The sequence below is a fragment of the Pseudoalteromonas porphyrae genome (assembly GCF_001298125.1).
Classification (GTDB): domain Bacteria; phylum Pseudomonadota; class Gammaproteobacteria; order Enterobacterales; family Alteromonadaceae; genus Pseudoalteromonas; species Pseudoalteromonas neustonica.
Genome location: NZ_LHPH01000013.1, coordinates 1 through 14321, shown reverse-complemented (window position 1 = coordinate 14321; position 14321 = coordinate 1). Strand labels below are relative to the sequence as shown.

Sequence of the window (14321 nt, the reverse complement as noted above, 5' to 3'; positions counted from 1 at the left end):
CGTTTTGCTGGCTAAGATATTTAATCAATTTAATCAAAGTGCTGTGAAGCTATCTTCAAACACATTGATCCTTTCATTGCGTGAAAGTTATATCGCTCTTATTCCTTTTTTCATTGTTGCTTCAGTGATCACATTACTCAATCAATGGTTTGATATTGCGGATAAAGGGGGAAGTCATGAATTTTTAAATACGTTCAATACTTTGGTTTGGGCGTTATTTCCATTAATAACACTCTTGTCATTTAGCTATTATTTATCAAAAAATCTAAAACTACACTCAATTGCAAGCCCTGTGCTGGTGATGGTGTGTTTTGCTGCAAGTACAGGATACATCATAGTAAATGAAGCAGGGATACATATAGATAGTAAAGGTGGGGTTCTTTACTCTATTTTAATGCCGATATTTTGTTGTTACATACTGCATTATTTTGCGTCAATAAATGCACTCAAGTTAGTAGGTATAAGCACTATAAGCTTATTCTTAAGAAAGCATTTAAACCTAATATTTCCTTACTTGCTAACAAGTTTGATAACGTTAATTTGTATTCCCTTCATAAGTGATTTTGGCAATAAAATACTCGCATTCCTTATGAATTATCACCAAGATGCAAGTGTGTTTGATAAAGTTAGTTTCCAAATGATTACGGCTCATATGCTATGGTTTTTTGGTGTTCATGGGGATAATACCTATCATATTTTAGCGCCAGCTGCGTACACTGATTATCAAGTTCTTGAAGGCCTGTCGAGTTATAACTTCTTCTCTATTTTTGTGTTACTAGGTGGGACAGGGTGCTTATGGGGATTAATAATTGCCTGTTATTTACTTAAAAATGCAGAGCATGAACGCAGCATCGCTCGTATTTCAGCGCCATTGGCTGTGTTTAATATAAGTGAGGTAATGATTTATGCATTACCTATTGTATTTAACCCTTATTTTTTAATTCCGTTTTTACTTGCCCCTATTGTTAATGGTTTCATTGCATATCAATTGATAGATCATGGACTTATTGTGCTTAGTGCCAGTGAGAATATACCTTGGTTTACACCCGTTTTATTGAGTGGGTGGATGATCACCCATAGTTGGACAGGCATTGCTCTGCAATTAGTGTTAATCGCTTTAAATGTAGCCATTTATTATCCCTTTGTACTTGCAAACCAACGTCACAACATCACAGGTAAAGCGCTAGATATGCTTGTAAAACGCTACAGCGCAGGTCATGTTATTGAAGATAAAGCGGAAGAAAGCTTTGCGAAATCACATTCCGAACAGCATATTGAACAATATAGTCTTAAAACAGTCACTGATGCACTCAATAGTGGCGCATTGGCATTGTATTATCAGCCAAAAATGGATCCCTTAAGTCAGCAGATTGTTGGTTTTGAAGCATTATTACGTTTAATAAAAAATGATGGCGAAGTAATGGGCCCTTGGTTTTTGGCTACACTTGAGCAGCATAAACTAATGCATGTAATTGATAGCTTTGTTATTGATCAATTAGAAGTTGATTTAGACAATTTTGCGCGACAGGGTTTTCATCCAAAAATTAGCTTTAATATATCGCCACAAAATTTGCTTGCTGATGGCTATAAACGTGTAGTTAAAGCTTTCTCTCGATTCCCAAATCAGGTTGAAGTCGAGATTTTAGAGTCAAGTTATATTGAAGATTTTGAATCAACAATTGAATTAGTTAAATATTTAAATAAGCATAATATTCAATGTGCAATGGATGATTTTGGTACTGGGTATTCTTGTTTATCTGTTTTATCTAAGCTTAATATCAATACGATAAAACTGGATCGTAGTTTATTACCAATCGATGGCAATATTAAATCAGCCGTACTTTATCAGCATTTAGCTAAGATATGCGATGAGCTGGGCTTTAAAATAGTTGCTGAGGGGGTAGAGAGTAAGTTACACGAAGATGTTGTAAAAAAAGCCCATATACAATGTGCACAGGGCTTTTTATATAATAAAGCGTTACCTTATAATGTTGCTGTTGAATTACTCAAAAAACAACATCATAGATAGCCATTATTTTTTCTGGATAAAGTTAATTAGTTTGTTTGCTATGTCGGTGTTGTTTTGCGACCCTACAAATTGTGTAGAACTTGGCCCGTAAGCAAAAACTTGAACATCGATTGCGGTATGGCCGCCGGTTGTCCAGCCAGTAAAGCTTGCTTTACTAATAATATCTTTTATAGCAAGGTTGAGTGTTTTACTTCCCATTTTCTTTGCTTGCTCAAGCTTAACTTGATTTTCACTGGTGTACTCAATCGTTGTATTTGCTGTCCAAATTGCTTTTAAGTCATCAGCTTCTAACATTAACTTGGTTAATTTAGTCGCTGTAGCTTTAACGCCTTTTACAACTTCAGCCTCCCACTTGTATTGACCATGCGCTCCAAGAGTTAAACCTCCCGTTGAATGATCTGCAGTAATAACAAGTAACGTATCTGGGTTCTTGTCAACATACGCCTTAGCGTGCTCGATTGATTTGGCAAAGTCGTCCATTTCGGCCATCGCACATGCGATATCATTGGCATGACCACACCAATCGATTTGACTGCCTTCGATCATTACAAAAAAGCCATCTTTTTTATTTTTATCAAGTAGTTTAAGGGCTTTGTCGGTCATTTTAGCTAAACGAGTTGGGTTCTCATCAAGGGCTGATGGCATCCCTTTAGGGGCAAATAAGCCAATAGCAGGGATCTGATTAATTTGCTTTAAACTATTAAAATCATCACTATATTGGTAACCAGCCGCTTTAAACTCAGCAACCAAATTACGATCGTCACGAATATAATATGCAGTACCACCGCCTAGCATTAAATCGACAGGTAACTTTCCTGCAATTTTATTATCGATGTAATCATTAGCAATTTCATTATAGTTGCGACGCGATTCATTGTGTGATGCAAAACTTGCCGGAGTTGCATGATTAATTTGCGATGTGGCAACAAGTGCAGTGATCATCCCGCGTTCTTTTGCTATTTCAAGCATTGTTTTAACAGGCTTTTTATCAGTGTCTACTGCTATAGCCCCATTATAGCTTTTATGGCCGCTACTAAGGGCTGTAGCGCTTGCAGCACTGTCAGTTACATACGTATGATCATCAGGGTATGTATGCGCCATTCCTGTTAATATAGTGTCAAAGACCGTGCTTTCAATTTCTTTGGTCGCTGGGTCATCTTTGAAGTAGCGGTAAGCAGTGGTATAAGCAGGGCCCATTCCATCACCAATCATATAAATAATGTTCTTTGGAGTCTGCTCTGCGTATGCATAGCTAGAGCACGCTAATGCCAATAGGCTTATTTGTTTTATCATTTTAGGATCCCATATATTTTGTGGTGTTATTGTATACACAATGTATGATAATTAAATGTCTTTTACGGTAAACAAAGCCAAAAAAATGAGGAACGATCCTTTGCAGCCTTTTTTAATTCAAAGTGGCACTTTAGCGTTACATGGCCTAACCTTTGGCGAAGGTGATGAAATTGTTATTGGATTACATGGGTGGCTGGATAATTGCCATAGTTTTATACCAATGTTAAAAAACACTCAGTTAGAAGGTAAATGGTACTGCCTTGATTTTCCTGGGCATGGTCACTCAGATTGGCGAAGTGGCGATGCGCATTACTATTTTGTAGATTATATAGATGATATTTATAATTTCATTACCAAAATCACTGATAAAAAAGTGCATTTAGTGGGGCATTCGATGGGAGCGATGGCTGCGGGGCTATTTGCCAGCTGTTTTGCCGAAAAGGTAAAATCGGTCACTATGATAGAAGGATTTGGCGTGATCACAACGCCCAGTAATGATGTTGTGCAGCAATTACGTCAAGCAATTTTAAATAGACGCCGAACCAACAAAAAAGCCCCTAGAAGCTACGAGTCAAAGCAAACGATTTATCAAGCTCGGGCATTAATGAGTGATTTACCAATTGATTTAATCGCATTATTAATGGATCGAAATATCGCCCAAAGTGGTGGTAAATGGGTACTTACTACCGACCCTAAGCTCAAAAATCATTCAGGTTTTAGATTTGATGAGCAACAATGCATAGCCATTATAAATGAAATAAATGTGCCGTGTCAGTTAATATTAGGCACTGTAGGGTACCCATTTGTACGTGATAACATAAATGATTATAGTAGATATTACAAAGACCTAACAGTAACTGAACTCGAAGGAGGACATCACTGTCATATGCAAAATCCAGTTAAGTGTTTACAGCAAATTCAGGGGTTTATGCTGCAAAATGGTGCATGCTAATTGTATCTTTGCGCCAAATGTGGGATTATTTACCCATTAGAGTATTTGCTCAATTGTGAAGTTGCCTTAGTTAGTTTAAGGTTTAATAAAAATAAATTATAAATAGAACAGGAGCTAAGAGTGGAAAAAATCTGGCTTAAGCGCTACCCAGAGGGTATGCCTGAAACAATCGATCCTGAACACTACAACTCGTTGTTAGAAGTGTTTGAAAAGAGCTTCACTGATTACAAAGATCTGCCTGCTTTTACTAACATGGGTAAAACGCTCAGTTATGATGAAATAGATAGTGCAACTAAACGTGTCGCTTCTTATATTCAAAATGATCTTGGGCTGAAAAAAGGCGACAAAGTCGCTGTTATGATGCCAAACTTATTGCAAACACCAGTTTCAATATTGGGCATTTTACGTGCTGGATGTGTGGTGGTTAATGTAAACCCTCTGTATACAGTGCGTGAGCTTGAACATCAGTTGAATGATTCACAAACATCAGCTATTTTTATACTCGCAAATTTTGCTGACACGCTTGAAAAAGCATTACCACATACAAAAGTAAAACATATTGTTGTCACACAAGTAGGCGATATGGTTGGAGGCTTGAAAAAACATGTAGTTAACTTTGTTGTTAAGCGCATAAAGAAAATGGTACCAAGTTACTCATTACCTAACCCTATCAAGTTTGAGTCTTTACTTACTGCAAACGAAAACGCGTATAAAAAGCCTGATATATGTTTATCTGATATTGCATTTTTACAATATACAGGTGGAACTACAGGTGTTTCTAAAGGCGCAATGTTAACTCATGGCAACATGGTTGGTAATTTAGAGCAAGTATCTGGTTGTTTAGACAAAGTGCTTAACCGTGGTACAGAAGTGGTTGTGACTGCATTGCCGCTGTACCATATTTTTGCATTAACAGCCAATTGCTTAACATTTATGAAGTATGGTGGTTTAAACTTATTAATCACTAACCCACGAGATATGCAAGGGTTTGTAAAAGAATTAAGCCAACATAAGTTCACAGCAATCACAGGTGTAAATACTTTATTTAATGGTTTATTAAATACTCCAGGTTTTGCGGATTTAGATTTTAGTCATTTAAAAATGTCACTTGGCGGCGGAATGGCCGTTCAGCGTCCCGTTGCTGAAAAATGGCAGGCAGTCACTAAAAGTAAGCTAATGGAAGGTTATGGTTTAACTGAGTGTTCACCTTTGGTAACTATTAGTCCGTATGACTTAGGCTCTTATAATGGCTCTATTGGTTTACCTGCACCAAATACTGACATTAAACTAATGTTAGATAATGGTGAAGAAGCAGCCAAAGGTGAACCGGGTGAGTTATGGGTTAAAGGCCCACAAGTAATGTTAGGGTATTATAATCGCCCTGATGCAACAGCTGAATGCCTGCAAGATGGTTGGTTTGCAACGGGTGATATTGCAACTTACGATGATGATGGTTTCTTTTTTATTGTTGATCGTAAGAAGGATATGATTATTGTTTCTGGCTTTAATGTTTATCCAAATGAGATAGAAGAAGTTGTTGCAATGCATGATGGCGTGCTTGAAGTTGCTGCAATTGGTATCCCTCACGATGTCAGTGGTGAACAAGTTAAAGTTTTTGTTGTTAAAAAAGACCCATCTTTAACTGAAAAAGATATAATAAAGCACTGTCGTGATAATTTAACTAATTATAAGGTCCCTAAGCTCGTAGAATTTAGGGATGAGTTGCCAAAAACAAATGTTGGCAAAATCCTCAGAAGAGCCTTAAAAGATTAGCAAGCTAAAAAAGCCGACATAAGTCGGCTTTTTTATTGTAGGAGTTTAAGTGCAATACCAACTGATCAAAACACAAAATCAACTAAATGAGTTTGTAGAGCAAATTAGCAATAAACCAATATTAGCAATTGATACAGAGTTTATGCGTCGACGTACTTTATATCCAGAAGTCGCACTGATCCAAGTGTATGATGGCGAACATTTAGCTTTGATAGATCCACTTGCAGAACTTTCACTATTTGATTTTTGGCAAATATTGCGAGATCCAAAAGTATTAAAAGTACTGCACTCACCATCAGAAGATATTGAAGTATTTCAAAAATACGCGGGGTTTGTTCCTGCGCCATTATTTGATACCCAATTTGCACTCCAGCTTTTAGGAAATGGTAATTGCATGGGGTTTGCGCATATGGTTAAAAATTTACTTGATATTGAAATTGATAAAAGTGAATCACGCACAAATTGGTTACAACGACCATTAACAAACAGCCAGTTAGATTATGCTGCCGCAGATGTATTTCATCTACTCCCGTGCTTTGAGATTATTATTAAGCAAATTAACGATGCCAATTTTTTTGATATTGTTATCGCAGAAAGTGAGTTGATAGCGCAAAAACGAGCTTATCAAATTCCAGATGAACTTTTGTATAAAGATATTAAAAATGCGTGGCAGTTAAAACCTGCTGACTTAGTGATTTTACGAGAGCTTGCTGCATGGCGACGTAATAAAGCAATTCGCAAAAACTTGGCGCTTAACTTTGTTTTAAAAGAACATAATTTGGTAGAGATTGTAAAACGTAAACCTACAAGCTTAAATGCGATGCGAAATATTCCAGACATTGAAAGCAGTGAAGTGAATCGCTCAGGGGTTGAAATTTTAAAATGTTTAGAACAAGCTAAACGAGTTGAAATACAGGATCACCCGCCAACTTTGCGCCGTTTAATCGATTTCCCTGATTATAAGAAAGTAGCTAAAGACATTAAGCAAAAAATTACGGCTGTGGCTAAAAAACAGGCCATTCCGGAAGATGTGTTTGCTTCAAAAAAGCAAATCAATCAATTAATCAGTTGGAATTGGAAGCTAGACAGTGAGACACGTAAAACAACACCAAAACCAGATTTACTAAGATCATGGCGTTATAACTATATAAAAGACGCGCTAAAAGAATGGGATGTTTAACGAGTTTATAAAAGCTGAACAACAGGCTTTAACACGAGTATCTGGTTGTTATACACAGCCAGTTTACTTGATTTATGGAAATTGCACCGCTTGGTCGAAGCGATTTATTTAACCAATCCTGCTACTGAATGCCTTTTAGGCCAATAATGATAGAACAAGGTTTCCCTGCGGCTACATAAAGAAATGGAAAAATGCTGTTGGTGAGGTTATTGTTTTATTTGTGTTTATGATTCAAAAATTGCAATGCTATTTATCTTAAACTCGGCGCGAGGCAAGGGGGGAAACACTTTTAAACTGTGCCATTACGCAACTGGATGCAAATAAAGTTGATGTAAACGAACAAAATGCACAGGCTGTTCGTTTTAACCAGCATTGTGGATTTAATATTATTTCGCGTTCGTCACTTGACGCTATGGGTAAACCATTTTCAATCTTTCATATGGCACTTGAAAGTAAAAGCACAACTTTAAATTGATCCCAAAAAAGGTACTTAACTTATGTCATTAGGCGCAGTATGTAGGTATACTCTTACTTAAGTAGGTAAGCGGATGCTAAATAGCACCCGCAGTTTATTACTTTTTTTCTTCGTCAGGCAACGTGACATTTAGCTCTAAAACGGCTAAATCATCTTCATTTTGATCAAACTGTACCTGTACAGCATCAGAATTAATGTTGACGTACTTACGTATTACATCAAGTATATCCTGCTTCAACTGTGGTAAATAATCAGGCGTACCACGTTGTGAACGTTCGTGTGCGACAATGATCTGCAATCGCTCTTTTGCTAATGACGCTGTGTTTTTCTTTTCTGAGCGGAAGTAGTCAAGTAGTGACACATTAACCTCCAAATATCCGTTTAAATAACCCTTTCTTTTCTACATCTAAGAAACGAAAATCGACTGTTTCACCGAGTAGGCGATCAATGGCATCAGCATAAGCTTGGCCTGCATCTGATTCAGTGTCCAAAATGACAGGTTGGCCAGAGTTTGATGCACTTAATACGGCTTGTGATTCAGGGATTACACCTAAAAGTTCAATAGACAGAATATCTTGTACATCTTCTACAGAAAGCATTTCGCCTTTTAATACACGCTCTGGATTATAACGAGTCAGTAATAAATGTTCTTTTATGTTTTCTAACCCTTCTTCAGCGCGTTTAGATTTGCTATGCAAAATACCTAAAATGCGATCTGAATCGCGTACTGATGATACTTCAGGGTTCGTTGTAACAATTGCTTCATCAGCAAAGTACATCGCCATCATCGCACCGGCTTCAATGCCCGCCGGAGAATCACAAACAATATAATCGAAGTCTTTCTTTAACTCATTTAAAACACGCTCAACACCGTCACGCGTTAGTGCATCTTTATCTCGCGTTTGAGATGCCGGAAGTAAAAACAACTTATCTACACGCTTATCTTTTATTAACGCTTGGTTTAATTTAGCTTCACCATTAATTACGTTTACAAAATCATAAACTACGCGACGCTCACAGCCCATGATTAAATCAAGGTTACGTAAACCAATATCAAAATCAATAATAACTGTTTTATACCCTTTAAGGGCTAAACCTGTGCCAATTGCAGCACTTGACGTAGTTTTACCTACACCACCTTTACCCGATGTAACGACAATAACTTTTGCCATAAGATTTATCCTTTAACCAAAGCTGAAATTTCTAATGATTCATTTTTTTGCTGGATTTGTGCAGCACTACCCCAGTGTTCGCCTTGTAGAGAGTCGCTAATCCAATAGTTGCCATTAATTGAAACAAGCTCTGCTTCTAGCTTTTGACAAAATATTCGCGCTTCATTATCACCTTGTGCACCGGCAATAGCACGTCCGCGTAATGCGCCATAAATGTGCACATTACCGTCAGCAATCACTTCTGCACCATGGCTAACGGCACCAATCACGATTAAATCGCGATCTTTGGCATAAACTTGCTGGCCAGAACGAACAGTGCCGTGAATTACTTGTGCCGGTAAGTGAACTGTTTTTTCAACAATTGAAGTATTCGCTTCTTGTATAACAGGTTCACTCTTAACGTCTTGTGAATAATTTAAAACAGAAAGGCCTGCTAACTTAGCTTGCGCATGTTGCTCATCAGAGCCATTACATACACCAACCGCATTAAAATGCATGCGTTCGATTAGCGATTTTAAATGTACAAAATCAAGCGTACTGTTTTTTATTTCAATTAAGTTCACAACAATAGGTGCCCCTTCAAAAAAGCGAGGGGCTTGGGCTATTTTTATATACAGTTGTTCTGCTAAAAGGGTTATATCAGTACTATAAAGATGTAATACTGATAAGGTAAAAAGATTCCCTTTTAGCTCAAAAATTTGGTCCGACATACACGCTCATTTGAATTGTTGAATCAGAAATTAATATTAGATAAACCTAGGCTGAATAGGCCCTTAATTGAAATTTCCGATCTAATTATTCTAACTTATTATTAGTCTCATGTTATAGTGTGCGGCACTGTTAAGCAAGATTTTATAGGGTCATAATGCTAACTGCGGTATATAAAAGTAAGAAAAAAGCGGATACCTTCCTCTATGTAGAAAAAAGAGATGATTTTAGTAAGGTTCCGGAACCTTTAATGGCTATGTTTGGTCAACCACATTACGTAATGATTATTAATTTAGCAAAACGTGAGCATTTAGGTGGAGCCGATCTTAATTTAGTGAAAGAAGCATTGTCTGATAAAGGCTTTTATCTTCAGCTTCCACCACCTGAAGCAAACTTATTAGCTGAACTTAGAAAGCAAAATGGAGCTGATAGTGACTAAAAAAGTAATGAAAAATTTGTCTGCTATTTTATGTAGTGCTTTTATTTGTACAACTAGCACATCTGTACTCGCCAATACACAGGCTAAATTTGATGAATATGTTGCCAATCTAAAGCAGGAAGCGGCGCAAAAAGGGTATGACAACACGTTAATTGAACAAGCCTTTGCGACTGCAAAGTTCAAAAAAAAGGTTATTTCGGCAGATAAAAGCCAGCCAGAAGTAAAAGAAACTCTGGAAGGCTATTTACCCAAACGCGTTCCACAATGGAAAATCGACCGAGCCCGTAAGTTATATGCACAAAACAAAGAGCTGCTAGAACAAGTTGCAGCCGAGTTTGGCGTGCAAGCGCGATTCATAGTAGCGTTATGGGGACTTGAAAGTAACTTTGGTAAAATTCAAGGTGGGCACGGTGTTATTTCATCTGTTGTCACACTCGCCTTTGATGGCCGCCGTGAAACCATGTATAAAAATCAACTTTGGGCAGCGCTAGATATTCTAAAAGAAGGGCATATCACTTTAGATAAATTTAAAGGGTCTTGGGCAGGCGCTATGGGGCAAACACAGTTTATGCCAACATCGTTTAATGCCTACGCCGTAGATTATGACAATGATGGCCGCAAAGATATTTGGACAACCCAAGCAGATGCATTTGCTTCAATCGCTAATTACTTAAAACAAGCCGGTTGGAATGACGATTTAACGTGGGGCCGCCAAGTTAAATTACCAGAAGGCTTTGATAAAAATTATATATTAAAACGAGGAACACGAACGCGTAAACAGTGGCTTGAATATTGGGCTGATTCTGAGCGTTCATTGGCTGATTGGCAAGCACTTGGTTTACGTAAAATGGACGGCACTGACTTGCCAAATGTAGATGTAACCGCGGCGCTAGTTATGCCTGATGACATGGGCGGTCGTATGTATCTTGCCTATGACAACTACAAAGCACTGATGCATTGGAACCGTTCATACTACTTCGCCACCAGCGTTGGCTATTTATCTGATCGCATTGGGTATCCAGCGATTTAGTGAGTTATTGAGTGATAGGTTACTAGGTTCTAGGTAACTAGGTTCTAGGGTGTTTTTAGAAAGCGCGAGTATATCTCGCGCTTTTGTTTATAAAGAATATATAAGCTTTAAGTTGTAAGCTCGGTGTTAAATTTGGCTACGTAGGTTGGGTAGAGTGCAACGAAACCCAACGAAAAAAGACCCTATCAGTCTGCATCTTTGCTCAGTATTAACAAGCCTTTCATTGTTCTTTTTGGCTTTAATTTATTTACGGTGATTTATTTGCTTCGAATGATAAAAGTAAAATTTGCCGAGTATCGCAAAACAAATAACACCTAAACAGATTAGTAACCAAAATAAAGCTAATGGAAATTGGCTTTTAGAGATAATAATAACTGTAAGGTAAAATACAGTTACCAATACTAATAATATTAGACCAAGCTTTCCCATAAAAGTTTTTAACTTTGACATTTGTATTGCAACCCACTTTCAGATATTAAGAGTACATTCATCTTAACAAGATGATTTAGGTGGTTTTGAATTGCTACTTCGTTACCTTTAACATGCATATGAGATGCTATATGATTTTTTAAACTAGACACTTTTTGCGGCCGTTTTTCTTTAGGTTTGGATTTAAGGCTATGGATTAACTTAGTTATTTCATTTGAAGAGTTAACTATTTTAATTTGCTTACAACAGCGACCGTTCGATTTAATATGAGAAATTAATGGGGTAAAACCATTGTCATTGGTTATAACTTCAAAGCTCACGTTAGGTGCTGCTTCTTGTGTATATTTACCTAAGTAATAAGACAAGTGAAAATCTAAGTTATTAGATTGTATAGCTTTAATTTGAATAAGAACAATATTGACCGGTGACTCGTATTTTTTATCACCAAAATCAAGTTTTGGCTGTTTAGCACCAACAAAAACAATGACTTTTTCGTAGATAGATAAATTGACTTTGCTTAGACAACCAATATTTTCGTAATCTATAAATGCCCACTTCATGTGATTAATGCTCCTTGAATACTAATGAGCTTGTAGCTTAATTTGTTTTTTATTGATGCATTAACCATAGCCGAGTTGCTATTTTGATTCAATCGATAACTGAGTTTAATGTGAAATATAAAAAGAAGACTTGGTGTTGTTTTAATTGGTATTTTGGAAGGTGTTACAGGTATTTGAGTGGGTAAGAGCTCAAAAAAAGAATTAACATTGCACTAGGCAATGAGTACTTAGCTTCACAAGGTTTAGTGTCATTGAAAGATATTTGGATCAATATTCATTACGGGAGATGAACCGCCCATTGCGCTTCCTGTTAATAAAAAGCGCATGATGGGTGGTGTGGGGGCTGGAGATTAGAGACCTCCGGCTTACCCGATTAGGTTTAAAGTGCAGTAGCTGTAAAATAGCCAGCCGCTACGCCTAAGCAGCCCATTGAAACCGCTCTAATTAATTTTAAAATTTTTGAAATTCTATATATATCTTTTCCCTTGAGTAATGAATCAACAATATGGTCTTGCCCGACAATAGAAACGAAAATAGATAAACCTAAAAGCCCCAAAGTAATATAAATATTGTTCCCCATTTCAACAGCCTTTAATTGTACAAGAACAATAATTGCACCAATTACGGCAGATGAAAGCCACGCATACTGTTTTAGTAGTTCAAAGTGGAGCTCTGTAGTGAGAGTTTGATTCTTCTCTTTATTTTCGTTAACTGAGTCTACTTCGATGTTTTCTTCTTTTACTGCTTCCATAATTAACACAGAACTCCGATGTATGGTTTAAACCTAACGAGGCTGTAGAATTACTCTAACAGCCAAATTCAATTAAAAAACGAGCTCCTATAATTAACTCTAAGCGCTTTTAAAGCACTAGGCAATGCATTTAGGACCCAAAAAACTGGCTGTTTTTCTTAAAAAAGAGTAATTATACAGCCACAACGAGGCTGTAGAATAACTCTAACAGCCAAATTCAATTAAAAAACGAGCTCCTGTAATTAACTCTAAGCGTTTTTAAAGCATTAGGTAATGCAATTTGGAACCCATAAAACAAGCTGTTTTTCTAAAAAAAGAGTAATTCTACAGCCACAACGCCGCGTTAAGCGGACTAAAATAGTGGGTTGAAATGTGTAGCGAAGCGAAACGTAACCCACTGTTTTTGTAGCGTTTAAACGCCTTGTGTACGCCCGGCATGGGCATTAACTTATGAGGTGAAAGTCCTCTGTAGGAAGATCACCGTTTAAATAACACACTGTTATTAAACGATAGACACTCGCAAATGGCAAGGGCTAAATCGCGAGAGATAGTCTGGAGGAAGCCGCTCGCTAGAGTGACTTATCAGAAGTCAGAAGTCAGCAGACGGCATACGACTGCATGGATGCAGAAGGTAGAGCAACGCAGGAGCAGTTGCCGAGTAGCCAAACGCCCATCGTAATGGAGGGGACACGGTGAAGGCCTGAACATCTTAACCAGAGGAGACACTACAAATGAACTTGAATTCACATAGATCACCGTGTTGTGATAGTGATGAACAGCGTTCTGCTGTGAATAATACCTCGAATGAATATAACCAAACAGATCATGACCTGATGACAAGAGTACTAAGCAACCACAATATTGGCGTAGCATGGCAACATGTTAAGCGCAATAAAGGGGCTGCGGGTATTGATAATATGAATATTGAAGAGTTTAATCACTTCGCTAAGTTACATTGGTTAGGTATTGAACAACAATTACTTAACGGCACTTATCAACCCTTGCCAGTCAAACGCGTGATGATACCCAAACCTGATGGCGGTGAGCGAATGCTTGGGATCCCTGCTGTTATCGACAGAGTGATCCAACAAGCCATTGCTCAAGTAATTAGCCCTTATTTTGAGCCTCAATTTTCACCACATAGTTATGGTTATCGCCCTCATAAAAGAGCCAGTCAAGCAGTGAACCATGTTCAATCTTGTGTTAAACAAGGTTATAAAACAGCGGTTGATATCGACTTGTCTAAGTTCTTTGATGAAGTAGACCAYGACATGCTGATGAATCGTGTTGGYCGTAAAATMAAAGACAAAGCACTCATGCGCCTACTYGGTAAATACYTMCGAGCGGGAGTAGCAGAGCGCGAAACAGGTCTGTGGTTTGAGTCAACCAAAGGCGTCCCTCAAGGTGGGCCATTATCCCCTTTACTTTCCAATATTTTACTCGATGAATTAGATAAGAAGCTAACCTACAAACGCCTTAAGTTTGCACGTTACGCTGATGACATAATCATTTTAGTAAAAACGAAAAGCG

Annotated in this window: 13 protein-coding genes; 7 read left to right on the top strand and 6 right to left on the bottom strand. The window is 37.6% G+C overall.

Features of this window, described 5'->3' with window-relative positions:
- Positions 1-4: 4 nt before the first annotated feature.
- Positions 5-2029, top strand: coding sequence for an EAL domain-containing protein (locus ADS77_RS12040; protein ID WP_054454628.1), 2025 nt, complete (start codon positions 5-7; stop codon positions 2027-2029).
- Between the two features lie 3 nt (positions 2030-2032).
- Here ADS77_RS12040 and ADS77_RS12035 read toward each other — a convergent pair whose 3' ends face one another.
- Positions 2033-3322 carry an alkaline phosphatase gene (locus tag ADS77_RS12035; protein WP_054203742.1) on the bottom strand — a complete coding sequence of 430 codons (1290 nt, stop codon included), beginning with the start codon at positions 3320-3322 and terminating at the stop codon, positions 2033-2035.
- Positions 3323-3422: 100 nt separating this feature from the next.
- On the opposite strand from ADS77_RS12035, the gene ADS77_RS12030 reads away from it, so the two are divergent.
- The 3 genes from ADS77_RS12030 (at position 3423) to rnd (ending at position 7227) form a co-directional block, all read left to right on the top strand.
- Positions 3423-4274 carry an alpha/beta fold hydrolase gene (locus tag ADS77_RS12030; RefSeq protein ID WP_054454730.1) on the top strand — a complete coding sequence of 284 codons (852 nt, stop codon included), beginning with the start codon at positions 3423-3425 and terminating at the stop codon, positions 4272-4274.
- Positions 4275-4394: 120 nt separating this feature from the next.
- Positions 4395-6047: a long-chain-fatty-acid--CoA ligase FadD gene (gene fadD / locus ADS77_RS12025; protein ID WP_054454626.1), complete on the top strand. Its 1653-nt coding sequence runs from the start codon at positions 4395-4397 to the stop codon at positions 6045-6047.
- Between the two features lie 49 nt (positions 6048-6096).
- A complete protein-coding gene (rnd, locus tag ADS77_RS12020) occupies positions 6097-7227 on the top strand; it encodes a ribonuclease D (protein ID WP_054454622.1) in 1131 nt (376 codons plus the stop codon).
- Between the two features lie 572 nt (positions 7228-7799).
- Here rnd and minE read toward each other — a convergent pair.
- Genes minE through minC form a run of 3 tightly spaced genes read right to left on the bottom strand, consistent with a single transcriptional unit; the run spans position 7800 to position 9584 of the window.
- The gene (minE, locus tag ADS77_RS12015) at positions 7800-8063 is read right to left on the bottom strand and encodes a cell division topological specificity factor MinE (RefSeq protein ID WP_054203739.1); all 264 of its coding nucleotides are present in this window, start codon (positions 8061-8063) and stop codon (positions 7800-7802) included.
- 1 nt (position 8064) lies between these two features.
- Positions 8065-8874 carry a septum site-determining protein MinD gene (minD, locus tag ADS77_RS12010; RefSeq protein ID WP_054203738.1) on the bottom strand — a complete coding sequence of 270 codons (810 nt, stop codon included), beginning with the start codon at positions 8872-8874 and terminating at the stop codon, positions 8065-8067.
- A gap of 5 nt (positions 8875-8879) precedes the next feature.
- The gene (minC, locus tag ADS77_RS12005) at positions 8880-9584 is read right to left on the bottom strand and encodes a septum site-determining protein MinC (protein WP_054203737.1); all 705 of its coding nucleotides are present in this window, start codon (positions 9582-9584) and stop codon (positions 8880-8882) included.
- A 155-nt stretch (positions 9585-9739) separates the two neighbouring features.
- Between minC and ADS77_RS12000 the strand changes: the two genes are divergently transcribed.
- Both ADS77_RS12000 and ADS77_RS11995 read left to right on the top strand, forming a co-directional pair.
- The gene (locus tag ADS77_RS12000; protein WP_054203736.1) at positions 9740-10021 is read left to right on the top strand and encodes a YcgL domain-containing protein; all 282 of its coding nucleotides are present in this window, start codon (positions 9740-9742) and stop codon (positions 10019-10021) included.
- A gap of 7 nt (positions 10022-10028) precedes the next feature.
- A complete protein-coding gene (locus ADS77_RS11995) occupies positions 10029-11051 on the top strand; it encodes a lytic transglycosylase domain-containing protein (RefSeq protein WP_410054816.1) in 1023 nt (340 codons plus the stop codon).
- A gap of 437 nt (positions 11052-11488) precedes the next feature.
- On the opposite strand, the gene ADS77_RS11985 is transcribed toward ADS77_RS11995, so the two are convergent.
- Together ADS77_RS11985 and ADS77_RS11980 are read right to left on the bottom strand one after the other, a co-directional pair.
- Positions 11489-12040, bottom strand: a complete 552-nt coding sequence (locus ADS77_RS11985) for a PIN domain-containing protein (protein ID WP_054454621.1) — start codon at positions 12038-12040, stop codon at positions 11489-11491.
- Positions 12041-12419: 379 nt separating this feature from the next.
- Positions 12420-12791: a hypothetical protein gene (locus ADS77_RS11980; protein WP_054203732.1), complete on the bottom strand. Its 372-nt coding sequence runs from the start codon at positions 12789-12791 to the stop codon at positions 12420-12422.
- A gap of 731 nt (positions 12792-13522) precedes the next feature.
- On the opposite strand from ADS77_RS11980, the gene ADS77_RS11975 reads away from it, so the two are divergent.
- Positions 13523-14321, top strand: a 799-nt coding sequence (locus ADS77_RS11975) for a reverse transcriptase domain-containing protein (protein ID WP_268794904.1), incomplete at its 3' end; no start/stop codon positions are given.